This is a genomic window from Nocardioides halotolerans DSM 19273 (assembly GCF_000422805.1).
Classification (GTDB): Bacteria; Actinomycetota; Actinomycetes; order Propionibacteriales; family Nocardioidaceae; genus Nocardioides; species Nocardioides halotolerans.
In genome coordinates this window covers 375,824-400,599 of the sequence record NZ_KE383923.1, presented here as the reverse complement: position 1 = coordinate 400,599, position 24,776 = coordinate 375,824, and the positions used below count along the sequence as shown (strand labels likewise).

The window sequence follows — 24,776 nt, the reverse complement described above, 5'->3', positions numbered from 1 at the left end:
TCCGGTGCGAGCGCTCCTGCTGGAGAGCAAGGACGGCCCCGCGGCCTGCCGGGTGCGCGACGTGCCGTCGCCCACGGGCGCGCACCCGTGGGCCGACGGTGAGTCGCTGCTCGTAGACGTGCGGGCCGCGGCGGTGGGCTTCCCGGACCTGCTCCAGACCCGGGGCGCCTACCAGCACGGTGCCGAGGCGCCGTACGTCGTCGGCGGAGAGTTCGCCGGCGTGGTGCGGGAGACGGCAGCAGGCTCGAGGTTCGAGGTGGGTGACCGCGTCGCCGGCCTCAGCGTGTGGGGAGCGCTGGCGGAGGTGGTGACCGCGATCCCGCGCTACACCGTCCGGCTTCCGGACGAGCTCAGCTGGACCCAGGGTGCGGCGTTCTACGTCAACTACCTCACGGCGCTCTTCACGCTTGAGCGCGCCCGGTTCACCGACGGCGACTCGGTGCTGGTGCACGGTGCTGCCGGCGGAGTCGGGACCGCCGTGCTGGACCTCCTCCGAGGTCGTGCTCGGCCCTCGATCGCCGTGGTCTCCACCCCGGAGAAATCCGACGTGGCCCGCTCGTGCGGCGCGGACGAGGTCGTGGTCGCGACCGAGGACTGGCTCGCGGAGGTGCGGGCGATGGTCCCGCACGGCGTGGACGTCGTCGTCGATCCCGTCGGCGGCGACCGTTTCACCGACTCGCTGCGCGCGCTGGACGTCGGCGGCCGACTCATGGCCGTCGGGTTCGCCAGCGGCGACATTCCCCAGGTCCAGGTCAACCGGCTCCTGCTGCGCGACCTCACCGTCACCGGCGTCGCTGTCGACCCGTGGCACCGGCGGTTCCCCGACGACGGACACCGCATGAACGCCGAGCTGGAGCAGCTGGCCGCGACTGGGCGCGTTCGCCCGCACGTCGGCGACGTGCTGACATTCGACCGAGCGGCGGAGGCGCTGGAACTCCTGGAGGCGCGCCGAGCCCTCGGCAAGGTCGTCGTGGAGCTGTGAGACGCGACCGCGCCAGTGCCTTTCAGAGAAGCAGGACCCCACCGTCGACGGGGATGCTCGCACCGGTGATGTAGCCGGACGCGTCGCTGGCCAGGAAGACGACAGTGCTCGCGATCTCGGCGGGATCGCCGAGGCGGCCGATCGGCACGCGGGCGTCGATCAGCTTGCGCTGGTAGTTCGGGCTGTAGTTCGCGGTCGCCTCGGTGAGGAAGACGCCGGGCAGGATCGAGTTGACCCGGATCCCCTTCTCGCCCCACTGGGCCGCGAGGTCGCGCGTGAGCCCGAGGACTGCGGCCTTCGACGCGCTGTAGGCCGACGCGGGCATGCGCGCGGTGGTCAGGGCCATCACCGAGGAGATGTTGATGACCGAGCTGCCTGGCTTCATCACCCGCCCCGCCGCCTGAGCCATCCAGTACGAGCCGTGCAGGTTGACGTCGACCACGCTGCGGAAGTGCTCGGGCGGGTCCTCGGTGGCCGGGTTGTAGTCGCCGCCCACCCCAGCGTTGTTGACGAGCACGTCGCAGCCGCCGAGCTCGTCCACCGCAGCGTTGACCAGGGCGGTGCAGTCGTCCACGTCGGTCACGTCGGTCTGCCTGGCGACACACCGACGCCCGAGCTTCTCCACGAGCGTCTTGGTGTCCTCGAGCATCTCGAGCCGGCGCGCACCGATGACCACGTCGGCTCCCGCGGCGGCCAAGCCCTGGGCCGTGGCCACGCCGAGCCCGCTCGACGCGCCGGTCACCACCGCGACCTTGCCGTCCAGCCGGAACTTCGCCGCCCACGTCGGCTCGTCGAACTCCATGACGCTGTTCTACCCGTCTCGTCGGCTGACCGATCATCGTGCGCCAGGCGAGAGGTGTCGGTGTCTCCAGCCGCCGCCAGTGCGGCCTTTGCCCGATCCGCGGATGACGCGCAGAGTGGCACCGTGGACGTGCACGACCTCACGGTGGCTGACGTCGTCGACCGGACCACCACCGCCTTCCGTCGCACCGATGCCACGGCGACCGTGCACGACCTGCGACGGCTCGAGGGTGGCGTCTCCAGCCTCACGTACGCGGCAGTTGTGTCCGGGGAGCACGGGGACCAGCCCATCGTGGTCAAGTTCGCTCCACCGGGGCTGGCGCCGGTGCGCAACCGGGACGTGCTGCGCCAGGCGACGATGCTGGACCGCCTCGCCGACCTCGACGGCTTCCCCGTGCCACGGGTCCTGGCCCGCGACGACGGCGCCCCGCCCTCGGAGCCGCCCATGTTCGCCATGGAGCTGCGTCCGGGCGACGCCTACGAGCCGATGCTCGACGTCGCCGATCAGCCCCCGTCGGCCGAGGACGTGTGCCGCCGGCAGCACGGGGCCGCTCGCGCCCTCGCGACGTTGCACAGCCGCAGTCCGGAGTCGCTCGGCGTGGACGAGAGCCCGATCCCGGTCGAGGAGGAGCTCGAGAGGTGGGCCCGGCTGTTCTCGACCGTCGACCCCGACATCGCCGTGGGGCACGAGCGACTCTACGAGCGTCTGGCGGCTCGGGTCCCCGCAGGCGCCCCGCCCGTCGTCGTGCACGGCGACTACCGCGCCTCGAACATGCTGTTCAGGGGTCCCGACCTCGAGGCCGTGATCGACTGGGAGATCTGGTCGGTGGGCGACCCGCGGGTCGACCTGGTCTGGCTGCTCATCCACACCGATCCCGCCCATACCTTCTTCGACCCGCGTGGCCCCGCCGACCTCGAGGCCGGACGGCTGATGCCCTCGGCGGACGAGCTCTTCGACACCTACCTGCGGACCCGCCGTGAGCTGGGCGCCACCGACGTCGACCTCGAACCGGTCCAGCGCGACCTGGACTGGTTCCGTGGCTGGGCCAACTACAAGGTCGCCTCCACGGTCTCGGTCATCCACAAGCGCGACAGGAAGCGCGCCGTGCCAGACTCGAAGATCGCCACCGCAGCCGCACGCATCGGCGAGGTCCTCGCAGCGGGACATCTGGCTCTCGACTGCCGGACCGTGTCCCATTGAGCCCTGCCTCACGAGGACGGGCGGCACCGGTGGAGAACTCGACACCAGCTCCGCGCGACGCCTCGGCGGTCGCCGCGCCCGGGTCGTACGGTCGCGACATGGACATGTCGACCCCTGCCGACGTCACGAAGTTCATCGAGGATCTCGACCACTTCATCGACACCCAGATCAAGCCGATCGAGGAGGCGAACCCGGAGTACTTCGACCACCGTCGCGAGTTCTCCCGGACCGACGTCGAGCGCGGCGGGATCCCGACGGCCGAGTTCCGCGAGCTGATGTACGAGGCGCGCCGGCTGGCCGACAAGGCCGGTTTCTACCGGTACCCGCTGCCGAGCGCACTCGGCGGGCAGGACGGCACGAACGTCGCCGTGGCGCTGATCCGCGAGCACCTGGCGCACCGAGGCCCCGGGCTCCACGCGGAGCTGAGTTTCGAGATGTCCATGGTCGCGAGCCTGCCGTTGGCGCTGGTGATGCACGAGTACGGCACCGACGAGCAGAAGGAGGCCTACCTCGAGCGGCTCGTCTCCGGCGACATGGACATGGCCTTCGGCCTCACCGAGCCGCATCACGGCAGCGACGTCACCTGGCTCGAGACGCGAGCGGTCCGCGACGGGGACGACTGGATCATCACGGGCGAGAAGCGCTTCAACAGCGGCGTCGACATCGCCGAGCTGGACCTCGTCTTTGCCCGGACCGGAGGTGAGGACGGCAAGGCGGAGGGCATCACGGCCTTCCTGGTGCCGACCAACGCCGAAGGCTTCGAGATCCCCTACTACCACTACTGCTTCAACATGCCGTCCGACCACGCGGAGGTGCGCCTGGACTCGGTGCGGGTCCCGGGGTCGGCCGTCGTCGGCGAGGTCGGTCGCGGGCTCGACTGCGCCCAGCTGTTCGTCCACGAGAACCGCATCCGCCAGGCGGCCTCGTCCCTCGGGGCGGCGCAGTTCTGCATCGACCGCAGTGTCGCGTACGCGGACGAGCGACGCCTGTTCGGGCAGAAGATGCGCGACTACCAAGGCTTGCAGTGGCAGCTGGTCGAGCTTCAGACCGAGGCCGAGCTGGTGCGCAACAGCATCCTGCGCACCGCGTGGGAGATGGATGTCAACGGCAAGACCGGGGTCAGCGACAAGGTCTCGATGGTCAATCTGCGTGGCAACCGGCTGGTCTGCGAGGCCGCCGACCGGGCCATGCAGATCCACGGCGGTGCCGGTTACACCCGGCATCTGCCGTTCGAGTACATCTATCGGCACCACCGCCGCTACCGGGTCACCGAGGGCTCGGACGAGGTCCAGCTGCGACGCATCGCCGCGGCGATGTGGGACTTCAAGAGCCACTAGGACCGCACTGGGACCACTGGCGACCTGCACAGTCGCAGTCGTCGGGCCGCGTTGTCGATTCGGTCTGACCATTGTAACGTCCGAGACGTGGACCTCACCGACGCGCCCGACGAGGCAGAGTTCCGCGCGCGGGTGCGCTCGTGGCTGCAGGAGAACCTGCCCACGTTGGCCTGGCCCCAGCCCGAGGACCTGGTGGAGCGCAGGCCGTTCTGGCAGCAGTGGCAGCGGCTGCTGTTCGAGGCCGGCCTCGCGGGCCTGACCTGGAGCACGGACTACGGCGGGCAGGGCCTCGACGAGCGGTTGCGAGCGGTATTCGGTGAGGAGTGCGACCGCGCGGGAGCCCCCGAGCGGCTCAACATCCTCGGCGAGGACTTCGGTGGCCCGACGATCGCGCACGTGGGCACCGAGGAGCAGAAGGCTCGCTACCTCAAGCCGATCCTGACCGGTGACGAGATCTGGTGCCAGCTGTTCTCCGAGCCTGAGTCAGGCTCCGACCTCGCGTCCCTGCGGACGAGGGCGACACGGGTCGACGGCGGCTTCCGCATCTCGGGCCAGAAGATCTGGACGAGCCGGGCCCAGATCGCCGATCACGCCATGCTGCTGGCGCGCACCGGCGGGACCGATCCGGGGTTCGCTCGGCACCGCGGCATCACCTACTTCCTGCTGCCGATGGACGCGGACGGGATCACTGTGCGCCCCCTGCGGCACATGCTGGGTGACGCCGAGTTCAATGAGGTCTTCCTCGACGACGTCTTCGTCCCGGACGACGCGGTCCTTGGCGAGGTCAACGGCGGGTGGAAGGTTGCGATGGCGACGCTGGGCTTCGAGCGGGTCGCGATCGCGACCGGTCGCGTGAACACGACCAAGGCGATCGCCGACATCGTCTCCGACGTGCGCGGCATGGTTGACCACGACGGGAACCCCCTCGGCGAGGACCCGCGGGTGCGGCAGAAGGTGGCCGACCTGTGGGCCCGGACGATCGTCCACCGCGCCATCAGCATGCGGGTGATCACCGGCGCCGACACCGGTGGGCCTCCGGGGCCGGTCACGTCGATCGGCAAGCTCTACTTCTGCCCGCTGGTCGAGGACCTCGCCGACTTCCGGCTGTCCCTCGAGCCGCTCGGCGGGCAGCTGGACCCGGACGACGAGCTCAACGAGACCCGCGCCTGGCTGCGTCTGGCCAACCAGTCGCGGGGCACGGCGATCGCCGGCGGCTCCACCTACATCCAGCGCAACATCGTCGCCGAGCGGATCCTCGGCATGCCGCGTTGACCTGACCCTCTGCAAGGAGTGCCCGTGACCTACGTCTGGTCGCCCGACGACGACTACCGCACCAGCTCCAACGTCGCCCGGCTGATGCGCCGGTTGGACGTCTCGACCGCGGATGCTCTCCGCGCGGAGTCGGTCCGCGACGTCGCCGCCTTCTGGGACGTCGTTGTCGACGACCTGGAGATCCCCTTCCGCGTGCCCTTCAGCCGGGTGCTCGACCTCAGCGCGGGGATCGAGAGGCCCGAGTGGTTCGTCGGTGGCGTCCTCAACGCCTACGACGCCTGTCTCGGCAAGTGGGTGCAGCGCACCCCCGATCGGCCGGCGGTCGTGCACGAGTCCGAGGACGGTGCCGTGCGCTCACTGACCTACCGTGAGCTCGACGATCTGGTCGCGCGGCTTCGAGGCGCACTGCGGACGCGCGGGATCGGACCGGGAGACTCGGTCGCGCTCTACGTCCCGATGACGACCGAGGCCGTCGTCGCGACGTATGCGGTGGCGAGCCTGGGGGCCGTCCTCGTGCCGCTCTTCTCCGGATTCGCGCCCGGCGCCATCGCGTCGCGCGTGCAGGACGCCGGCGCGCGGGCCGTCATCACGGCTGACGGGACCATCCGCCGGGGCCGGGCCACCACGATGCTGCCGCAGCTGCGCGAGGCGCTCGCGGACTGCCCCACCGTCGAGACCGTGATCGTCGTCGACAACATCGGTCAGCGGGGCGATCTTCGCGCCGGTGAGGAGGCCTGGGAGACAGCACTCGCGGAGAACCCCGACCCGCTGGTCGAGGCGACCGCGGCGTCCTCGGTCCTGCTCCTCGCCTACACCTCCGGGACCACCGGCCGGCCCAAGGGGGCCGTCCACACCCACGCGGGCTTCGTGACGAAGACGGCCTGCGAGGTGGCGTACGGCTTCGAGATGGCGCCGGGCCGGACCTTCTGCTGGATCACCGACATGGGCTGGATCATGGGGCCGCTGTCGATCTTCGGCACGCACGGCACCGGTGGGACCCTCCTACTCTACGAGGGTTCGGTCGACGTGCCCGACACCCAGCGGCTCTGGCAGCTGGTGGAGCGCCACGGGGTCACGATGCTCGGCGTCAGCCCCACGCTGATCCGTACCCTCCGCGCTTCGGGCGGCCTTCCGGCGTCGGACCTCTCGTCGGTGCGGGTGCTCGGGTCGACAGGCGAGCCGTGGGATCCCGAGTCCTACGAATGGCTGGCGCGCGAGGTCTTCGACAGCCGGGTCCCGGTCATCAACTTCTCCGGCGGTACCGAGGTCGGTGGCTCGTTCCTGTGCCCCTACCCGGTCGAGGAGATCCGCAGCTGCTCTCTCGGCGGGCCCGCCCTAGGGATGGACGTCGACGTCGTCGACGACCGGGCGCAGCCCGTCCGCGGGGAGATCGGTGAGCTCGTCTGTCGCCAGCCCTGGCCCGCCATGACCCGGGGAATCTGGAACGACGACGCTGGGAGCAGGTACCACGAGGCGTACTGGTCGACCTTCCCGGGCCTGTGGCGGCATGGGGACTACGCGCTGGTGGACGAGGACGGCTCATGGTTCATCCTGGGCCGTTCCGACGACGTCATGAACGTCGCGGGCAAGCGGGTCGCCCCGGCCGAGATCGAGTCGGTCGTCGCACTGGACGAGGCGGTCGCGGAGTGCGCGGTCGTCGGGGTGCCGGACGCGACCAAGGGCGAAGCGGTGTGGGTGTTCTACGTGGCCCGCGCCGATTCGGCCGGCGATGACGAGGTGGCCGAGCGGGTGCGCGGGCTCGTCTCCTCCCGGGTGGGCAAGCCGTTCGCGCCCAGTCGGGTGGTCCGGGTCGTGCAGCTGCCCAAGACCCGGTCGCTCAAGATCCTGCGGCGGGCCATCAGGGCTGCGGCGACCGATACCGACCCGGGCGACCTGTCGGGGGCCGAGAACCCCCAGGCCGTCAACGAGATCCGCGACGTCGTGAAGGCGCTGGCGTGACCTGCCGCTCAGGCCTCGCCGACATCGATCGCCGTGCGGTCGTCGACCTGCACGACGGCCTCGGCGTAGGCGTGCACGTGGCGCTGCATCCTGCGGACCGCGGACTCGGCGTCCTGGTCGCGGATCGCATCGGTGATGGCGACGTGGGAGTGCACGGTGGCGCGCCGCACGTCGGCGTCGACGAACCCCTGGTTGTCCGTCGAGGTATAGATCGCGCGCGAGAGCGCGAGCATGAACCCGTTGAGCAGCTCGTTGTGGCTCGCCACCGCGACAGCCACGTGCCAGTCGACGTTGGCCTGGAGGAAGTCGGTCAGAGACCCGTCCCGCGCGATCGCCTCGTTGGCTCGGTCGAGCTCAACGAGGTCCTCCTCGACGCGGTTCACCGCGGCGAGCCGCGCGCACGACGGCTCGATGGCCTCACGGGTCTCCAGCAGCGCTGCCATCCGGATCTGCCGGCCACGGATCAGCAGGTTGACCGTGCTCGCGATCGACTCCTCGCCGGGGCGCTGGATGAACGCCCCACCGGCGCGTCCCGTCTTGATCCGGACCAATCCTTGTACTTCGAGGATCCGGAGCGCCTCGCGGACCGTCGTCCGACTCATCCCAGTCTGGGTCACCAGCTCGCGCTCGGGGGGCAGTGCGGTGCCCACGGGGAAGTCGCCCTTGAGGATCCGCTCGCGCAGGTCGTCGGCGAGCACGTCGGACGCCTTAGGCACCTGCATCGGCCGCAGCTGCACCGGCATCCGGGTCGTTTCGGTGCCGCCCGCGCCGGCGTTGGCTGGGTCAGCCATGCGTCCCCCGCATCCTGAGGTAAATGGTCTTACCTAATCTATCAGTCGAGAGGTGTCGTCATGGAGTGGAAACTCTCCGGCGAGCAGGAGAGCTACCAGCAGACCCTGCGCGAGTGGCTCGTCGCCGTCGCGGGTCCAGAGCCGGTCCGGGCGTGGTTCGAGGCCGCCGACCCGGGTCCGTTCAACCAGCGGCTGCTGGGCGACGGCTGGTGGGGCGTCGGGGTGACCGAGGACGCCGGGGGACAGGGCGGTGGGGTCGTCGAGCTGGCGCTCACCGCCGAGGAGCTTGGGAGGGCCGCCGCCCCGAGCGCCGCGTGGCTCTCCTCGGTCCTGACCGTGCCGGCGACCGGTCGGTGGGGAGACACCCCCTCGTGCTGGCTCACCCCGGCCGAAGGCCCGCCCCGGGTCGTCGACGTCGCCGTGGACGGCGACGGACTCCTGACCGGGACCGTGCCGCGGGTGCTGGGAGCGTCGAGCGCGACCTCGTTCGTGGTGGCCGTCCGCGGTGCGAGCGCCGTCGAGCTCCGCCTCGTCGACGACTCGGACGCTGTCACGATCGACCTCCGCAAGCTCCTCGACCGATCGCGCGACGTGGCCGACGTGACCCTGCGTGGCGCTCGGTCGACGCTCCTCGAGGCTGGCGCCGACGCTGCTCTGGCCGACGCCGCGAGCCTCTCGGCCGTGCTGGTCGCGGCGGACGCGCTGGGCGCGAGTCAGCGCATGCTGGACATGACGGTCGCCTACAGCCTGCAGCGCCGGCAATTCGGGGTTCCGATCGGCTCGTTCCAGGCCGTCAAGCACACTGCCGCGACGATGGAGGTGATGGTGGAAGCCTCGCGGAGCGCGGTCTACTTCGCCGCGGCCTCGATTGAGGGCTCTGACGTCGACTCCCGGCTGCACGCCGCCGCGGTCAAGGCGCAGGTAACGGCCGACGCGAGCATCGCGGCGGATGCCGCACTGACGGTGCACGGGGCCATCGGCTACACGTGGGAGTACGACCTGCAGCTGTTCTACAAGCGCGCCAAGCTGGACGAGTACTTGTGCGGAGACCCTCACTGGTGGAACGAACAGATCGCCATCGGTCTGGCACTGGCGTAAATCCCGATTGTGTGTAGGTTTTGGTCAGGCCATTAGTTACAGTCGAGCCAAACAGTCAAACGAGCCTTGATGGCCCAGGAAGGGAGCGACGTGGACTTCGAGCTCACGGAGGACCAGCAGCTCATCCGCACCGCGGTGGCTGAGCTCTCGGCCAAGTTCGACGACCAGTACTGGATGGAGAAGGACGAGAACCACGAGTTCCCGACGGAGTTCTACGACGCCTTCGCCCAAGGTGGCTGGCTGGGCATCACCACCCCCGAGGAGCACGGCGGTCAGGGCTTCGGTATCACCGAGGCCTCGCTGCTGCTCGAGGAGGTCTCCGCCTCTGGCGCCGGCATGAACGGCGCCAGCTCGATGCATCTCACGATCTTCGGGATGCACCCGGTGATCGTGCACGGCTCGGAGGAGATGAAGAAGGAGAACCTTCCGCGGGTGGTCAACGGCGAGCTGCACGTGTGCTTCGGGGTGACCGAGCCGGGAGCAGGGCTGGACACCACCAAGATCACCACCTTCGCGAAGCGGGACGGGTCCGACTACGTCGTCAACGGGCGCAAGGTCTGGATCTCCAAGGCCCAGGAGTCAGAGAAGATCCTGCTGCTGACCAGGACCGCGAAGTTCGAGGACTCTCCTAAGAAGACCGACGGGCTCACCCTCTTCTTCACGGACCTCGACCGCGACCGCGTCGACATCCGCCCGATCCGCAAGATGGGCCGCAATGCGGTCACCTCGAACGAGCTCTTCATCGACGACCTGCGGATCCCCGAGGAGCACCGCGTCGGCGAGGAAGGTCAGGGCTTCAAGTACATCCTCGACGGGCTCAACCCGGAGCGGATGCTGGTCGCCTCGGAGGCGCTCGGGCTCGGCCGGGCCGCCCTGCGGCGCGCGGTCCGCTACGGCAACGAGCGCGAGGTGTTCGGTCGGCCGATCGGCATGAACCAGGGCCTCCAGTTCCCGCTGGCGGACTCGCTGGCGCGCCTCGATGCCGCGGAGCTGGTGCTGCGCAAGGCGACCTGGCTCTACGACCACGGAAGGCCGTGTGCCCGCGAGGCGAACACCGCGAAGTACCTCTGCGCCGACGCCGGCTTCGAGGCCGCGGACCGAGCACTGCAGACACACGGCGGCATGGGCTACTCGGAGGAGTACCACGTCGCGCGCTACTTCCGTGAGGCCCGGTTGCTCCGCATCGCCCCGCTGAGCCAGGAGATGGTGCTGAACTTCCTGGGCGAGCACGTCCTCGGCCTGCCGCGGAGCTACTGAGATGGCCGACGTGTTCTCACTCGCCGGGCGTTCCGCCCTGGTCACAGGCGCGGGCGCCGGCGTCGGGGCCGCCGTCGCCAAGGCCTACTCCGCGGCGGGCGCCGCGGTCCTCGTGACCGACGTCGACAAGGACGCTGCGGCGGCCGTCGCGGCCGAGATCACCGACACCGGCGGCCGGGCCGAGTCATGCGCGCTCGACGTGCGGGACGCCGACCAGGCCGCTCAGGCCGCCGAGCAGGCCGCTCGGCTGGCCGACGGCGTGCTGAACGTCGTCGTCAACAATGCCGGCGTCATCGCGCCAGCGATGTTCCACAAGATGTCACCGGAGTCCTTCCAGCTGGTCCTGGGCGTCCACGTCGGGGGCACCTTCACGGTCACCCAGGCTGCGCTGCCCTACCTCCCCGAGGACGGCACCGGCCGCGTCATCAACGTCACCTCGGCGGCGGGCCTCGTCGGCACCATCGGCCAGGTCAACTACGGCGCCGCGAAGGCCGGGATCATCGGTCTCACCAAGTCGCTTGCGAAGGAGCTCGCGAAGCGGCACGTCACGTGCAACGCGGTCGCGCCGCTCGCCGCGACCGCCATGACCGAGAACATTCGCAACAACGAGAAGCTCGCCGAGATGACCCTCGCACGGATCCCGCTCGGCCGCTGGGCCGACCCCGACGAGATAGCCGCGACGTTCGTCTTCTTCGCCTCGGACGCGGCTGCCTACATCACCGGTCAGGTGCTGCCGGTCGACGGCGGGACGGTCATCTGATGGCCGGGCGCACGGTGTTCGGCGGCACCGGCCGCGAGGTCTGGATCGTGGAGGCGCTGCGCACGCCGATGGGCAAGGCGCACCCTGACAAGGGGTGGTACCGCGACGTGCACCCCAACGTGATGCTGGGCGAGGTCTACCGCGCCGTGCTCGCGGCCACCGGGTTGGCGCCGGAGCAGGTCGAGGACCTGGTCATCGGGTGCACCGCGCCGTTCGGGGAGCAGTCCCGCAACGTCGCGCGCAACGCCTGGCTCCAGGCCGGATACCCGCCCGAGATCCCGGCGACCGTGCTCGACCGACGCTGCGGATCGGCCCAGACGGCGGTGGAGATGGCGGCCGCGCTGGTCGCGTCCGGCACCCACGACGTGGTGTTGGCCGGCGGTGTGGAGACCATGACGCACGTCCCGATGACTGCCGTCGCCGCTATCGAGGAGCTCTACGGTGCGGCGTGGCCGGCCGAGCTCCGAGAGCTCTACGACTTCCCGAGCATGGGCGAGAGCGCCGAGCGCATCGCCGACCGGTGGGGCATCGGTCGCGCCGAGATGGACGAGCTCGCCGTACGTTCACACGCACTGGCCGCCGACGCCGTCGCGGCCGGGAGGTTCGCGCGCGAGATGATCCCGCTCGAGCTCGACGGTGAGCTGCGCACCAGCGACCAGGGCGTCCGTCCGGGGACCACGACGGAGAGCCTCGCCGCGCTCAAGCCGGTCTTCCGTCCCGACGGCGGACAGGTCACCGCCGGGACGTCGTCGCCTCTCACCGACGGGGCGGCCGGCGTGCTCGTCGCCTCCGACGAGGCCGTCGAGCGACACGGGCTCACCCGACGTGCTCGCGTCCTCGACCAGACCACGGTCGGCGTCGACCCCGACATCATGCTGACCGGTCCGATCCCAGCCACGCGCAAGCTCCTCGAGCGCACCGGCATGACCATGGCTGACATCGACCTGATCGAGATCAACGAGGCGTTCAGCTCCGTGGTGCTGGCGTGGGAGCGCGAGCTCAAGCCGGACATGGAGCGGGTCAACGTGAACGGCGGCGCCATCGCCCTGGGGCACCCGGTCGGCGCGTCCGGCTCCCGGCTCTTCGCGACCCTGCTGGCCGAGATGGAGCGCCGCGACGTCGAGGTCGGGCTGGTCACGATGTGCTGCGGCGGCGGTCTCGGCACCGCCACCCTGGTGCAGAGGGTCTGAGGGGCGAGCCATGGTGGACATCGAGGCGTTCCTCAACCCGGGCGACGGGGTCTGGTGGGGTCAGGGCAGCGCCGAGCCGGAGAGCCTGGTCAACGCCGTGCTCGACGCGGTCGACTCCGTCGGACCGATCCGCGCGTTCTCCGGACTTACCCTCAACGAGCGGCTGTCCGGAGACCTCCCGGAGTCGCTCACCGTCGTGTCGTACGGCGGGCTCGGCGAGCTGCGCGGCCTGAGCCGGCACGGGCGCCTCGACGTGGTGCCGTGCCACTACTCCGCGATCCCGCGCATGTTCGCCACCGGCGTGCTGCCCAACGACCTCGGCCTTGTCCAGGTCTCGCCTCCGGGAGCCGACGGCATGGTCACGCTGGGCACGGGTGTCGAGTACGTCGCCGACGCGATCCCGCACACCCGCACCCTCATCGCCGAGATCAACCAGCAGATGCCGAGCACCGTCGGCGGACCCAGGCTCCCGATGTCCGCCTTCGCCGCGGTGGTCGAGATCGACCGACCGCTGCGGGAGGTCCCGGCCCGGTCCCCCGACGCGGTCGACCAGACCATCGCCGACCACGTCGCCTCGATCGTGCACGACGGCGCGACCATCCAGATCGGCGTGGGGACCCTCCCCGCGGCGGTGCTCGACTCCCTGACCGGGCACAAGGACCTCGGGTTCCACAGCGGGCTGATCACCGACGGCGTGCTCACCCTGATCGAGAAGGGCGTGATGACCGGAGCCCGCAAGGAGATCGACCCGGGCCTCGCGGTGACCGGCGCGGCGCTGTGCACGGGTTCTGCCTACAACCGCCTGGCCGAGCTGCCGGTCGAGTTCCGCGCCGCCAGCTACACCCATGCGCCCGCAGTGCTCTCCGAGCTCGGCTCCCTGGTCTCCATCAACTCCGCGATCGAGGTCGACCTGCTCGGCCAGGTGGGCGCCGAGATGTCGCGCGGAGTCCACATCGGCGCCGTCGGCGGGCAGGTCGACTTCAGCCGCGCCGCGTCGCTGACCGGTGCTCGGTCGATCATCGCGCTCCGCTCCACGCACGGGAGCGGCGACCGTGCCGAGTCCAACATCGTGCCCACGCTGCGCAGCGGTGTCGTCACCACGGCCCGCGTCGACGTCGATGCGGTGATCACCGAGCACGGCATCGCCATGCTCGCCGGCTGCACCGTCGCCGAGCGTGCCCTCCGCATCATCGAGGTGGCGGCGCCCGAGCACCGAGAAGCGCTGCAGCGCAGCCTGGCCGACCAGGAGGTCTGATGAACGCCCACCAGCCCAACGCCTCGCCCGACGAGCGCCGCACGGTGCACGTCCGCGAGGTCGGACCGCGCGACGGGTTCCAGAACGAGCCCGAGACCATCGCGACCGCCGACAAGATCCGGTTGATCAACGCCCTGGGGCGGGCGGGCTTCAAGCGGATCGAGGTTGCCAGCTTCGTCCGCCCGGACGTCATCCCGCAGCTCTCCGACGGCGTCGAGGTGCTGACCGGCATCGACCTTCCCGACGACGTGGCGCGGATGGTGCTGATCCCCAACAGCCGCGGCCTCGACAACGCGCTCCACCACCGCGAGCTCTACGAGGCGGCGACCCTCTTCGTCTCGGCGAGCCAGACCCACAACATGCGGAACATCAACCGGAGCGTCGAGGAGACGATGGCCGACGTCGCGGTGATGGGGAAGCGGATCCTCGCCGAGGACCTCACCTACTGCGCCGTGATCGCGACGTCGTTCGGCTGCCCGTTCGAGGGCGAGGTCCCGATGGACCGGGTGCTCGAGCTCGCCGAGCAGTTCGCCGCGTCCGGTGCCACCGAGATCGGCTTCGGCGACACCACCGGCATGTGCAACCCGGCCTACGCCTCGCGCTTCTTCGCCGCGGCCATCGAGCGGCTGCCCGGCGTCGAGGTCACGGCGCACTTCCACAACACCCGTGGCCAGGGGCTCGCCAACGCCTACGCCGCCCTGGAGGCCGGGTGCAGCAGCTTCGAGTCGAGCTTCGGTGAGCTGGGCGGCTGTCCGGTGCCGAAGGGCTCGACCGGGAACATCGCGACCGAGGACCTCGTGAGCATGTTCCACGAGATGGGCGTGGAGACGGGCATCGACCTCGACGCCGTCATCAGCGCCGCTCGAGAGGCCCAGGACGTCCTGGGCCGCAAGCTCACCAGCCACTCCATCGTGGCCGGGCCGGTCATCTGGCACCCGGCCATCTGACGTGCCACCCAATCAGCAGCAGGAGAAGGACAACTCATGAGCAACCGTGTCGCACTGGTCACCGGCGGCGCCCAGGGCATCGGCAAGGGCATCGCCACCGCACTCGGCGCGGACGGGTTCCGCGTCGCCGTCGCCGACCTCAACCTGGCCGTGGCGGAGGAAACGGCCAAGGCGATCAGCGCCGCCGGCGGGGAGGCGATCGCGGTGGAGGTCGACGTGACGTCCACGGAGTCGGTGCAGGCTGCCGTGGCGACCATCCAGCACGAGCTCGGACCGATCGAGGTGGTGGTCAACAACGCGGGCTGGGACGACTTCATGCCCTTCGTGAAGACCACTCCGGAGTTCTGGGACAAGATCCTCGACGTCAACTTCAAGGGCGCGCTGCGCGTGATCCACGCCGTCGTCCCCGGCATGGCCGAGCGCGGCTTCGGCCGGGTCATCAACATCGGCTCCGACGCCGGCCGGGTGGGTTCCTCGATGGAGGCCGTCTACTCCGGTGCCAAGGGCGGCATCATCGCCTTCACCAAGACCCTCGCTCGCGAGGTCGCCGGCAAGGGCATCACCGCCAACACGGTCTGCCCCGGCCCGACCGACACCCCGGCGCTGCGCAAGTTCGCCGACGGCGCGGGCGGCGGTGACGCCGAGAAGGTGATCGCGGGTATGACGCGCGCGGTTCCGATGAAGCGGCTCGGCACCCCCGAGGACATCGGCCCGGCGGTCGCGTTCTTTGCCTCCGACGGCGCCGGTTTCGTCACGGGCCAGACCCTGTCCGTCAGCGGCGGACTGACGATGGCCTGATGCCGGGACCGCACGGACCGGCTGACAGCATGCCGACATGACCGACGAGCAGTGGCACGAGCAGGGCGAGTGGGACGACATCCGCTACGCCACCACCCCCGACGGGATCGCGAAGATCACCATCAATCGGCCGGAGGTCCACAACGCCTTCCGCCCGCAGACCCTGGTCGAGGTAGGGGAGGCGCTGACCCTGGCCCGCGAGGACGAGGCGGTCGGCGTCATCGTGCTCACTGGAGCAGGGGACAAGGCGTTCTGCTCGGGGGGCGACCAGCGGGTGCGCGGCAACAGCGGCTACCAGTTGGACGAGAAGGCCACCGGACGGTTCCACGTCACCGACCTCCACGTCGCGATGCGCCGGTGCCCCAAGCCGATCGTCGCGATGGTCGCGGGGTGGGCGATCGGCGGCGGGCACGTGCTGCACCTGGTGTGCGACCTGACCATCGCCGCGGACAACGCCGTGTTCGGGCAGGTGGGTCCCAAGGTTGGCTCGTTCGACGGCGGCTACGGCTCGAGCGTGCTCTCCGACCTCGTCGGTCCCAAGAAGGCCAAGGAGATCTGGTTCCTGTGCCGGCAGTACGACGCCGCGAAGGCGCTGGAGATGGGCCTGGTCAACACGGTCGTGCCGCTGGCCGAGCTCGAGGCCGAGACGATGAGGTGGTGCCGGGAGATGCTCGCGCTGTCGCCGTGGGCGCTGCACCTGTCCAAGCTCAGCTTCCACGCCCACGAGGACGGCTACGCCGGGATCCAGCAGCTCGCGCACGAGACCAACCTCCTCTTCTACGGCACCGCGGAGGCCCAGGAGGGCCGTGAGGCCTTCAAGGCGAAGCGGAAGCCCGACTTCACCCAGTTCCCCCGGCGTCCCTAGTCATCGCTGGGTTCACCACCCGTCCACGAAGGGAAATCTCCATGTCCGACGTCGTCACCTGGCACACGCACTCGCCCGGGATCATGGTCGTCACGATCGAGAGGCCGCCGGCCAACGCGCTGGGCCTGCCGATCCTCGACGGCCTCACAGGGGCGATGGACGCGGCGACCGCCGCCGGGGACGTGAAGGTCATGGTGGTCTGCTCGGCCCTCGACGGCTTCTTCGCGGCCGGCGCAGACATCAAGCACATGTCGTCGATCGACCGCGAGTCCTTCTCGGCCTACGGCGCGCGCATGCGCGGCGTCTTCGACCGCCTCGCGGAGGCACCCTGGATCTCGGTGGCGGCCATCGACGGGCTAGCCCTCGGCGGCGGCATGGAGCTGACCCTGGCCTGCACCATGCGCGTGGCCGGTCCGGGTGCGCGACTCGGCCTCCCCGAGGTGAAGCTCGGGCTGATCCCCGGATCCGGCGGCACCCAGCGGCTGCCCCGCATCGTGGGGCGCAGTCGGGCGCTCGACCTCATGCTCACGGCCCGGCAGGTCTCCGCCGAGGAGGCGGCCGCCATCGGTCTCGTCGACCGCCTGGTCGACGGGGACGCGCTCAAGGGCGGCCTCGACCTCGCCTCCGAGCTGGTCACGATGTCCCTGCCGGCTCTCATGTCGGTGGTGCGCAGCGTCGACGTCGCCTTCGACTCCTCACTGGCCGACGGCAACGCCTTCGAGGCAGCCGAGGTCGAGGCGCTGTTCGAGAGCGGTGAGGCCGCCGAGGGCATCAGCGCGTTCCTGGCCAAGCGCCCGCCCAACTTCGCCTGACCTTGACCACCATCGCGCCCGGCACCAGTCGCCTCACCCTGTTCCTCGCCCTGGGAGCGGTGTGGGTGCTCTGGGGCTCGGTCTACCTCGGCATTCGCCTGGTGGTCAACGAGGTCGACCCCTTCCAGGCGATGGCGCAGCGGTTCGCCGCCGCCGGGGTGATCCTCAGCCTCGTCGTCGTGGCCCGCCGGGGCGTGCGCGGGATGCGCGTGGAGCGGCGCCAGCTCCGGTCGCTCGTCGTGACCGGCGTGCTCCTGCTGGGCCTGGGCAACGGCTTCCAGGCGCTGGCCCAGGTCAAGGGGCTCCCGTCGGGCGTGACCGCCCTGGTGGTGGCGACGGTGCCGGCCTGGGCCGTGCTGCTGCGGCTGGTCACGGGCGACCGGCCCGCGTCGTTGACCCTGTGGGGCGTCGCGTTCGGCTTCGTCGGACTGATCGTTCTCGTCGCCCTCGGACACGGCGTGGGCGACGGCATCCCGATGGTGGGCGTGGCGCTCTGCGTCGGCAGCAGCATCAGCTGGACCGTGGGGTCGTGGGCGCAGGGCTGGCTGCCGCTCCCTCAGGACGTCTTCACCATCGCGGCCTACCAGCAGCTCGTGGCTGCCTGCTGCTCGACGGTCCTCGCCGTGGTGACCCACGAGAGGTTCAGCATGAGCTACTCGGCCAAGGGCTGGGTCGCGCTGGCCCACCTGGTCTTCTTGTGCTCGATCGTGGGGTTCCTGGCCTTCGCGTGGCTGCTAACGCACGTGCCCCTCTCGCTCACGGCCACCCACGCCTATGCCAACCCGCTGGTCGCCGTCCTGCTCGGGTGGCTGTTCCTGAGCGAACCGATCGGCCTCCCCGTTCTCCTCGGCGGCGGGATCGTCGTTGCCTCGGTGGTCCTCGTCGTGTCCGCGGAGCGACGCGTGACGGCGGCCGCGGAGGAAGTGGACGAGTCGGTGGCGCAGCGACTCGTCGGTTCGGCCCACCCTGCCGCCCCCGACCCGAGGGCGGCCCCCGTCGAAGGAGAAGCGAACCGTGTCACCTGACCTGCTGACCCAGGCGTTCGAGACCCTCGAGCTGGACGAGCCGAGCCCGGGCACGGTGGTCGTGCGGCTCAACAGACCGGACCGGCTCAACGCCATGAACAACACGATGTTCGACGAGCTCGAGCGGGTGGCGCTCGGTCTCAACGATCGCGACGGCTGCCGCGTGGTCATCCTGACAGGAGCGGGGCGGGCCTTCTGCGCCGGGTTCGACCTCGCCGACGCCGAGCACCTGGCCGACCTGGGCGCGATGGGGATGCTGGACCAGCAGGAGCTCGCCGCTCGCTCGATGCTTGCGATCAGGTCCATGCGACAGCCCACGATCGCCGCGGTCAACGGCGCGGCGACCGGCGGTGGCCTCGCCCTGTCCCTCGCGTGCGACCTCCGGATCGCTGCACCGGCCGCGCAGTTCAACACGGCCTTCGTCAAGATCGGGCTCTCCTCCGGTGACCTCGGGACCTCGTGGCTGCTGACGCGCCTCTGCGGCCCCGCCGTGGCCAGCGAGCTCGGTTTCACCGGACGCATGGTGCTCGCCGAGGAGGCAGTGACGATCCGGCTGGTCAACTCGGTCTCTGCCGAGGGCGCCCTCATGGACGACTGCCTGGCGCTGGCGGCCCAGATCGTCGCCAACAGCCCTGGCGGCGTGCAGATGTCGAAGCGGGCGCTCCAGATGAACATGGAGGTCGGCTCCTTCGCCGCCGCGATCGAGCTCGAGAACCGCGGTCAGGCGTTGCTCACCCGGGGCACCGACATGCCCGAGGCGCTGGCGGCGTTCAAGGAGAAGCGGCCGCCCCGCTTCACCGGAACGTGAGCAGCGTGGTAGCCCCGTCCCCCGTGAACCTCCCCGAGCTCGAGACGCTCACCTTCGAGGTCGTCGAGGACACGATCGGCATCCTGCGGATCAACCGGCCCGGTCGGATGAACTCGCAGACGGTGCGCATGTTCCACGAGTACGGCGAAGCGGCCCTCGCGCTGCGAGACAGCCGGCTCCGGGCGCTGATCGTGACCGGCGCTGGCGACCGGGCCTTCTGCGCCGGCTTCGACCTCGACGAGATTCACTACCTGACCGAGATGGGGGTCCTGGAGTTCCTCAAGTTCCAGGAGACCGCCACCGGCGGGATCCAGGCGATCCGGCACCTGCCCTTCCCCGTCATCGCAGCGATCCACGGGCCTGCCACCGGCGGCGGGCTCGCCCTCGCCCTCGCGGCTGACATCCGGCTGGCCGACGAACGGGTCAAGATGAGCGCCGCGTTCGTCAAGGTAGGGCTCTCCGTCGGCGAGCTCGGCACGTCCTACCACCTCACGAGACTCGTCGGCCCCGCCCTCGCCGCCGAGATCGCCTACACGGCGCGGATCGTCGAGGCGGAGGAGGCGGAGCGGATCGGGCTGGTCAACCGGGTCGTACCAAGCGAGCAGCTGATGGACGAGGCCCTGTCGATCGCGCGGCTGATCGCGACCAACAGCCCGGGCGGCGTGCGGATGTCCAAGCGGGCGATCCAGCGCAACCAGGAGATCACATCCTACGCCGCCGCCCTGGAGCTGGAGAACCGCGGTCAGGCGCTGATGTCCCGCACCCGGGACATGCCCGAGGCGTTGGCGGCGTTCAAGGAGAGGCGCCCGCCGCGCTTCACCGGCGAGTGACATGAGCGACTGGGACTGGTCCACAGTGGACTGCGCGCGGTTGGCCTCGTTCCTGTCGGCTCGCGGCCTGACCAGCGGACCGGTGTCGACGCGGCGGATCGGCGACGGACACTCCAACCTGACCTTCCTCGTCTCGGACGAGGGCGGTCGCACGGTCGTTCTGCGCCGACCGCCGCCCCCGCCGACACCGCCCGGTGCCCACGACATGCTCCGCGAGGCGCGGCTCGTGGGAGCCTTGGCCGCCACCGACGTACCGGTCCCTCGGGTGCTCGCCACCGCCGGGGCCGACGAGGTCCTCGACGTCCCGTTCTACGTCATGACCTTCGCCGCAGGCCCCGTCGTCACCACGACGACCCCCGGCCGGTTGGCTTCTCCGACCGTGCGGCGCCGCATCGGCGAACAGCTCGTCGACACCCTGGCCGACCTGCACGCCGTGGACTGGCGTGACCTCGGTCTGGCCGACATGGGCAGACCCGAGGGCTTCAACGAGCGGCACCTGCACAGGATGGGACGGCTCGTGGCTGACGACCAGGGTCGCCCACCCATCGACTTCGCCGAGATCGTCGAGTGGCTGGCCGGGCACGTGCCCGCCGAGTCGGACGCCGCGATCGTGCACAACGACTACCGCATCGGCAACGTCGTCCTCTCGCTCGAGCGCCCGGGCGGGCTCGCCGCCGTCCTCGACTGGGAGCTGGCCACCCTCGGGGACCCGCTCTTCGACCTCGGCTACTTCCTCTCCTCGGTGCCCGAGCCCGGCTCACCGATGACGCCGACCGAGGAGCTCGGGACGGCGATGCTCGAGGACGGCTGGCCGACCCGCGCCGAGCTGGCCGACCGCTACGCCGCGCGCACCGGGGCCGACCTCACCGGCCTGACCTGGTACACCGCGCTGGCGCTCTGGAAGCTCGCGGTCCTCTACGAGTACGGCCGCCGACGGGCTGCGCGCGGTGTGGGCGACACCTACTACGCCGACCCGGCGCTGGTGCGGTCCTTCCTCGAGGCCGCGCACCGCGCTGCCGGACTGCCGCCCCCTGTGGGACCCCGGGCGGACGCGTGACCGCCGGCAAGTTCCACGACCGGCTCGTCACCCCGGCCGACACCGGGCTCCCCAAGGGGTTCTTCGACCGGTTCGTGGTCAACCTCCACCCCGACGACGCGACGGCGCCATCGGTCCTGGTCGGGTGCGGCCTCCACCCGGTCCGTGGCACCGTCGACGGCTTCGCGATCTTGGTGACGCCGACCGAGCAACGCAACGCGCGGTTCTACACCGAGCTCGCCGCCACCGACTGGTCCAGCTGCGGACCGCTGTCGTGGGAGGTGGTCGAGCCGAACGACGTCTGGCGGCTGGCGCTGGCCGACAACCCGACCGGGATGACCTTCGACCTCACATGGCGGGCACGTGCGCCGTACTTCGCCACCACCGTGGGCGTGGCCAACCCGGCGGGGGGCACCACGTCCTTCGACCACCTGTTCCAGTCCGGGTACGTCGAGGGGACACTCACCGCCGACGGGGTGGAGACCGCCGTCTCGCGCTGGTACTCCCAGCGCGACCGGTCCCGCGGCCTGCGCACGCTGGCGGGCGGTCAGGGGCTCCACGTCTGGTTCCAGGCGCAGTTCCCCGACCGGTCGGTCGGCTTCCTGCTCGTCGAGCGACGCGACGGCAGCAGGGTCGTGCTCGAGGGTGCGGTCATGCACACCGAGGAGTCCGGCGGTCGACTCGACGAGATCGTGGAGGTGCGTCACGACCTGCGCTTCTCCGACGCGCTCGACCTCGAGTCGGGCACCGTGGCGGTCACCACGGCGTCGGGGACGGTCTACCCGATCGGCTGCGACGCCTCCGCGGGCGGAGGGTTCATGGCCGGCGGCGGGTACGGCGGCCACCATGGCGAGGCGAAGGGCGTCGACCACGTCGAGGGCGAGACCTACCCGCTCGACGGCTCGGTGTCGCCCCGGACCCTCGACTCCTCGCTGACCGACCGGCTGGCGGTGTTCGACTGGGACGGCACGGCCGGGTCGGGGATCTTCGAGTTCGCGCTCTCCCGGTCCTCGTCCTACTCCTACGAGCCGACGCTCTAACGTCGTCCCGTGGACCTCGGACTCGCGGGCGCGCCCGCCCTCGTCACCGGCGGCAGTCGCGGCATCGGCCTCGCCGTCGCTCGCGCCCTGGCTGCGGAGGGTGCGCGGGTCGCACTGCTCGGCCGTGATCCCGACGCGCTGTCAGCGGCGGCCGCCTCGGTGGGGACCGGCACGGTCACGGTCCGCGCGGACACGACCGACGACGACGCCGTCCGAGCGGCCGTCGAGACCGTGGCAGATCAGCTGGGTGGCCTCGACGTGGTCGTCAACTCCGCCGCCCCCAGGGCCCAGCCCGGCCAGGTCCCGGGGATCGCTGGCCTCGATGACGAGGACTTCCTCCGGCAGGTCGACACGAAGGCGCTGGGCTACGCGCGGGTCGTGCGCGCTGCGGCGCCGTTCCTCGAACGCGCTGCCGGCGGCCGGGTCGTCAACATCAGCGGCATGAACGCCCGGATGACCGGCTCGATCACAGGCTCGGTGCGCAACATCGCAGTCGTCGCCATCACCAAGAACCTCGCCGACGAGCTCGGCCCCCGCGGCGTCTCGGTCACGTGTGTCCACCCTGGACTAACGGTCACCGAGCGGGTCGCGGACGACGCCGCCCTGCTCGAGCTGGCGGCCCAGAACGGTATCGGGCGGCCGGTCACGGCCGACGACGTGGCAGGAGTCGTGGTGTTCCTGGCCTCGCCGCGGGCTGCGGCTGCCAACGGCGCGGTGGTCACCCTCGACGGTGGCCGGCCGGGCCCCATCTGGGGCTAGAGGATCGCCTTGGCGATGATCTCGCGCTGGATCTCGTTGGAGCCGCCGAAGATCGGGGGCGCGAGCGCTCGGCGCACCTGGAACTCCATGCCGTACTCACGTGCGTAGCCCGCGCCACCCATGAGCTGCATGCCCTCGAGAGCGACGTTCTTCGCGACCTCGGTGGCCCGCATCTTCGCCATCGACGACTCGTGGGCGAGGCCGTCCTCGTCGCCGTCGTCGATCGCCTGCGCGACGTCGTAGATGAAGGACCGGGTGACCTCGATGTCGGTGGCGAGGTCCGCGACGCGGTGGCGGAGGGCCTGGAAGTCCGAGATGGGCTGTCCGAACGCGTCGCGCTGCTTCATGTAGGCGACGGCGTCCTCGAGAGCGCGGCGGGCGTTGCCGATGCTGAAGGCCGCGATGATCATGCGCTCCACCGAGAGGCCACGCATGAGCTGCTTCCAGCCTTGGCCAGGCTCGCCGACCACGGCCGAGGCCGGGACCCGGGCCTGGGTGAAGAAGACGTCGTTGCAGGTGCGCGCCTCCATCGTCCGAACCTCACGCATCTCGATGCCCGGGGTGTCTGTCGGGACCATCAGCAGCGTCAGCCCGTCGTGCTTGGCGCCCGCGGAGTCCTCGCGCACGAGGGTGAGCAGGTGTTCGGCCACGTGCGCCGCCGAGATCCACGTCTTCTGACCGTCGACTACGTACTCGTCGCCGTCCCTGACAGCACGGGTGCGGACCGCTCCGAGGTCGGATCCGGTGCCCGGCTCGGAGAGGGCGATCGCCTCGATCTTGCCGGAGGCGAGGTTGGTGCAGATCGTCTTCTTCTGCTCCTCGGTGCCCCACTTGAGATAGGTCTGCGCCGCGGTCAGGCCGGTGGAGTAGCCGAGGATGGGAGCAAGACCGCGGTTGGTCTCCTCCAGGAACACGCACTCATCGACGAAGCCGGCGCCACCGCCGCCGTGCTCTGCGGGGAGGGAGACGCCGAGCCACCCGAGCCGGGCCATCTTGTCGAGGATGTCGGGGCTGTTCGCGATCGCCTCGTCGTCGGTGAGCTCGGACAGCCCCGCGTACGAGCCGATCTCGCGCCTGCAGAAGTCCTCGATGGCGGCCGCGAACTCGAGTCGCTCGGCGTCCAGACGCATCGCTCCTCAGTTCCCGCGGTACTTGGAGAAGTCGGGCTGCCGCTTCTCGTTGAACGCGGTGATGCCTTCCTTCGACTCCTCGGTCTCGCCGAACATCTTGAGGGTGGTGTAGGCCATGTTGCCGACGCTGATGAAGTGCTCAGTGTCGGTGTTGAACGACTGCTTGAGCACCTTCAGGGCGGTCGGGGAGTAGGAGTTCATCGTCTTGGCCCACTCGCGGACCTCGTCCTTGAGCGACGCCGCCGGAACCACCTTGTTGACCAAGCCCCAGTCGAGCGCCTCCTCGGCGGAGAGCCGGCGGAGCATGAACCAGATCTCGCGGGCGCGCTTCTCCCCGACGACCCGCGCGAGGTACCCCGACCCGAGGCCGGCGTCGAACGAGCCGACCCGGGGGCCGTTCTGGCCGAAGGTCGCAGTGTCGGCGGCGATCGTCAGGTCGGCGAGGACGTGCAGCACGTGGCCGCCGCCGATGGCGATGCCGTTGACCGCCGCGATGACCGGCTTGGGCACATCGCGGATCACGCGATGCAGTGCCTCGACCTCGAACAGTCCGCTCACCGACGGGCCGTAGTCACCGGTCTCCATCCGCTGCTTCTGGTCACCTCCCGAGCAGAACGCCTTGTCGCCCGCACCGGTGAGGCAGATCGTCCCGACCTCGTCGCTGGCCCACGCCCGCTTGAAGCTGAGCACGAGCTCGTCCACCGTCTGGGCGCGGAACGCGTTGTAGCGGTCCGGTCGGTTGATCGTGATCCAGGCCAAGCCGTCCTCGACCTCGTAGGTCACATCGGTGAAGTCGTCCATCTGCTCGCGTCTCTCCTCGGTT

General features: G+C 70.4%; 24 protein-coding genes. 20 read left to right on the top strand and 4 right to left on the bottom strand.

What is annotated here, in order from left to right; translation table 11 throughout:
* The first annotated feature begins 4 nt into the window (after positions 1 to 4).
* A complete protein-coding gene (locus G514_RS0116740; protein ID WP_028652696.1) occupies positions 5 to 982 on the top strand; it encodes an NADPH:quinone oxidoreductase family protein in 978 nt (325 codons plus the stop codon).
* Between the two features lie 22 nt (positions 983 to 1,004).
* On the opposite strand, the gene G514_RS0116735 is transcribed toward G514_RS0116740, so the two are convergent.
* On the bottom strand, positions 1,005 to 1,784 hold the full coding sequence (locus G514_RS0116735; protein ID WP_028652695.1) for an SDR family NAD(P)-dependent oxidoreductase: 780 nt from the start codon (positions 1,782 to 1,784) through the stop codon (positions 1,005 to 1,007).
* Positions 1,785 to 1,907: 123 nt separating this feature from the next.
* Between G514_RS0116735 and G514_RS27300 the strand changes: the two genes are divergently transcribed.
* The 4 genes from G514_RS27300 to G514_RS0116715 all read left to right on the top strand — a co-directional run bounded on the left by G514_RS27300 (position 1,908) and on the right by G514_RS0116715 (position 7,552).
* Positions 1,908 to 2,984, top strand: a complete 1,077-nt coding sequence (locus tag G514_RS27300; protein WP_051247580.1) for a phosphotransferase family protein — start codon at positions 1,908 to 1,910, stop codon at positions 2,982 to 2,984.
* A 98-nt stretch (positions 2,985 to 3,082) separates the two neighbouring features.
* A complete protein-coding gene (locus tag G514_RS0116725) occupies positions 3,083 to 4,321 on the top strand; it encodes an acyl-CoA dehydrogenase family protein (RefSeq protein WP_028652694.1) in 1,239 nt (412 codons plus the stop codon).
* A gap of 87 nt (positions 4,322 to 4,408) precedes the next feature.
* Positions 4,409 to 5,593, top strand: coding sequence for an acyl-CoA dehydrogenase family protein (locus tag G514_RS0116720; RefSeq protein WP_028652693.1), 1,185 nt, complete (start codon positions 4,409 to 4,411; stop codon positions 5,591 to 5,593).
* A 24-nt stretch (positions 5,594 to 5,617) separates the two neighbouring features.
* Positions 5,618 to 7,552: an AMP-binding protein gene (locus G514_RS0116715; protein WP_036565066.1), complete on the top strand. Its 1,935-nt coding sequence runs from the start codon at positions 5,618 to 5,620 to the stop codon at positions 7,550 to 7,552.
* Positions 7,553 to 7,560: 8 nt separating this feature from the next.
* Here G514_RS0116715 and G514_RS0116710 read toward each other — a convergent pair whose 3' ends face one another.
* The gene (locus tag G514_RS0116710) at positions 7,561 to 8,343 is read right to left on the bottom strand and encodes a FadR/GntR family transcriptional regulator (RefSeq protein WP_211222166.1); all 783 of its coding nucleotides are present in this window, start codon (positions 8,341 to 8,343) and stop codon (positions 7,561 to 7,563) included.
* A gap of 60 nt (positions 8,344 to 8,403) precedes the next feature.
* Between G514_RS0116710 and G514_RS0116705 the strand changes: the two genes are divergently transcribed.
* From G514_RS0116705 to G514_RS0116635, 15 genes are all read left to right on the top strand, one after another.
* On the top strand, positions 8,404 to 9,441 hold the full coding sequence (locus G514_RS0116705) for an acyl-CoA dehydrogenase family protein (RefSeq protein ID WP_028652690.1): 1,038 nt from the start codon (positions 8,404 to 8,406) through the stop codon (positions 9,439 to 9,441).
* 69 nt (positions 9,442 to 9,510) lie between these two features.
* The gene (locus tag G514_RS0116700; protein ID WP_211222165.1) at positions 9,511 to 10,698 is read left to right on the top strand and encodes an acyl-CoA dehydrogenase family protein; all 1,188 of its coding nucleotides are present in this window, start codon (positions 9,511 to 9,513) and stop codon (positions 10,696 to 10,698) included.
* A 10-nt stretch (positions 10,699 to 10,708) separates the two neighbouring features.
* Positions 10,709 to 11,458, top strand: a complete 750-nt coding sequence (locus G514_RS0116695) for an SDR family NAD(P)-dependent oxidoreductase (protein ID WP_028652688.1) — start codon at positions 10,709 to 10,711, stop codon at positions 11,456 to 11,458.
* A complete protein-coding gene (locus G514_RS0116690; protein ID WP_028652687.1) occupies positions 11,458 to 12,648 on the top strand; it encodes a thiolase family protein in 1,191 nt (396 codons plus the stop codon). Before G514_RS0116695 ends, G514_RS0116690 begins: the two co-directional genes overlap by 1 nt.
* A gap of 10 nt (positions 12,649 to 12,658) precedes the next feature.
* The gene (locus G514_RS0116685) at positions 12,659 to 13,903 is read left to right on the top strand and encodes an acetyl-CoA hydrolase/transferase family protein (protein ID WP_028652686.1); all 1,245 of its coding nucleotides are present in this window, start codon (positions 12,659 to 12,661) and stop codon (positions 13,901 to 13,903) included.
* Positions 13,903 to 14,850, top strand: coding sequence for a hydroxymethylglutaryl-CoA lyase (locus G514_RS0116680; protein WP_051247576.1), 948 nt, complete (start codon positions 13,903 to 13,905; stop codon positions 14,848 to 14,850). Before G514_RS0116685 ends, G514_RS0116680 begins: the two co-directional genes overlap by 1 nt.
* A gap of 36 nt (positions 14,851 to 14,886) precedes the next feature.
* On the top strand, positions 14,887 to 15,648 hold the full coding sequence (locus G514_RS0116675) for an SDR family NAD(P)-dependent oxidoreductase (RefSeq protein WP_028652684.1): 762 nt from the start codon (positions 14,887 to 14,889) through the stop codon (positions 15,646 to 15,648).
* 37 nt (positions 15,649 to 15,685) lie between these two features.
* The gene (gene menB, locus G514_RS0116670) at positions 15,686 to 16,513 is read left to right on the top strand and encodes a 1,4-dihydroxy-2-naphthoyl-CoA synthase (RefSeq protein ID WP_028652683.1); all 828 of its coding nucleotides are present in this window, start codon (positions 15,686 to 15,688) and stop codon (positions 16,511 to 16,513) included.
* Positions 16,514 to 16,554: 41 nt separating this feature from the next.
* Positions 16,555 to 17,325 (top strand): enoyl-CoA hydratase/isomerase family protein, encoded by a 771-nt coding sequence (locus tag G514_RS0116665; protein ID WP_028652682.1) that lies wholly within the window; start codon positions 16,555 to 16,557, stop codon positions 17,323 to 17,325.
* A gap of 2 nt (positions 17,326 to 17,327) precedes the next feature.
* A complete protein-coding gene (locus G514_RS27295) occupies positions 17,328 to 18,350 on the top strand; it encodes an EamA family transporter (RefSeq protein ID WP_051247574.1) in 1,023 nt (340 codons plus the stop codon).
* Entirely contained in the window at positions 18,340 to 19,158 is an 819-nt protein-coding gene (locus G514_RS0116655) for an enoyl-CoA hydratase/isomerase family protein (protein WP_245582245.1), read from the top strand. The genes G514_RS27295 and G514_RS0116655 overlap by 11 nt, the downstream gene beginning before the upstream one ends.
* A gap of 23 nt (positions 19,159 to 19,181) precedes the next feature.
* On the top strand, positions 19,182 to 19,988 hold the full coding sequence (locus G514_RS0116650) for an enoyl-CoA hydratase/isomerase family protein (RefSeq protein ID WP_051247572.1): 807 nt from the start codon (positions 19,182 to 19,184) through the stop codon (positions 19,986 to 19,988).
* 1 nt (position 19,989) lies between these two features.
* The gene (locus G514_RS0116645) at positions 19,990 to 21,045 is read left to right on the top strand and encodes a phosphotransferase family protein (protein ID WP_036565063.1); all 1,056 of its coding nucleotides are present in this window, start codon (positions 19,990 to 19,992) and stop codon (positions 21,043 to 21,045) included.
* The gene (locus G514_RS0116640; protein WP_028652678.1) at positions 21,042 to 22,064 is read left to right on the top strand and encodes an Rv3169 family protein; all 1,023 of its coding nucleotides are present in this window, start codon (positions 21,042 to 21,044) and stop codon (positions 22,062 to 22,064) included. Before G514_RS0116645 ends, G514_RS0116640 begins: the two co-directional genes overlap by 4 nt.
* Positions 22,065 to 22,073: 9 nt before the next feature.
* Positions 22,074 to 22,823 carry an SDR family NAD(P)-dependent oxidoreductase gene (locus G514_RS0116635; RefSeq protein ID WP_028652677.1) on the top strand — a complete coding sequence of 250 codons (750 nt, stop codon included), beginning with the start codon at positions 22,074 to 22,076 and terminating at the stop codon, positions 22,821 to 22,823.
* Here G514_RS0116635 and G514_RS0116630 read toward each other — a convergent pair.
* Positions 22,820 to 23,953: an acyl-CoA dehydrogenase family protein gene (locus tag G514_RS0116630; protein WP_028652676.1), complete on the bottom strand. Its 1,134-nt coding sequence runs from the start codon at positions 23,951 to 23,953 to the stop codon at positions 22,820 to 22,822. The two genes, G514_RS0116635 and G514_RS0116630, sit on opposite strands and share 4 nt — an antisense overlap.
* A 6-nt stretch (positions 23,954 to 23,959) precedes the next feature.
* On the bottom strand, positions 23,960 to 24,754 hold the full coding sequence (locus G514_RS0116625; RefSeq protein WP_028652675.1) for an enoyl-CoA hydratase-related protein: 795 nt from the start codon (positions 24,752 to 24,754) through the stop codon (positions 23,960 to 23,962).
* Between the last annotated feature and the right edge of the window lie 22 nt (positions 24,755 to 24,776).

Coding starts and splice junctions, on each gene's coding strand:
- G514_RS0116735 (WP_028652695.1), bottom strand. CDS start 1,784: ATGGAGTTCGACGAGCCGACGTGGGCGGCGAAGTTCCGGCTGGACGGC.
- G514_RS0116725 (WP_028652694.1), top strand. CDS start 3,083: ATGGACATGTCGACCCCTGCCGACGTCACGAAGTTCATCGAGGATCTC.
- G514_RS0116710 (WP_211222166.1), bottom strand. CDS start 8,343: ATGGCTGACCCAGCCAACGCCGGCGCGGGCGGCACCGAAACGACCCGG.
- G514_RS0116705 (WP_028652690.1), top strand. CDS start 8,404: ATGGAGTGGAAACTCTCCGGCGAGCAGGAGAGCTACCAGCAGACCCTG.
- G514_RS0116700 (WP_211222165.1), top strand. CDS start 9,511: ATGGCCCAGGAAGGGAGCGACGTGGACTTCGAGCTCACGGAGGACCAG.
- G514_RS0116690 (WP_028652687.1), top strand. CDS start 11,458: ATGGCCGGGCGCACGGTGTTCGGCGGCACCGGCCGCGAGGTCTGGATC.
- G514_RS0116685 (WP_028652686.1), top strand. CDS start 12,659: ATGGTGGACATCGAGGCGTTCCTCAACCCGGGCGACGGGGTCTGGTGG.
- G514_RS0116680 (WP_051247576.1), top strand. CDS start 13,903: ATGAACGCCCACCAGCCCAACGCCTCGCCCGACGAGCGCCGCACGGTG.
- G514_RS0116675 (WP_028652684.1), top strand. CDS start 14,887: ATGAGCAACCGTGTCGCACTGGTCACCGGCGGCGCCCAGGGCATCGGC.
- menB (WP_028652683.1), top strand. CDS start 15,686: ATGACCGACGAGCAGTGGCACGAGCAGGGCGAGTGGGACGACATCCGC.
- G514_RS0116665 (WP_028652682.1), top strand. CDS start 16,555: ATGTCCGACGTCGTCACCTGGCACACGCACTCGCCCGGGATCATGGTC.
- G514_RS0116645 (WP_036565063.1), top strand. CDS start 19,990: ATGAGCGACTGGGACTGGTCCACAGTGGACTGCGCGCGGTTGGCCTCG.
- G514_RS0116630 (WP_028652676.1), bottom strand. CDS start 23,953: ATGCGTCTGGACGCCGAGCGACTCGAGTTCGCGGCCGCCATCGAGGAC.
- G514_RS0116625 (WP_028652675.1), bottom strand. CDS start 24,754: ATGGACGACTTCACCGATGTGACCTACGAGGTCGAGGACGGCTTGGCC.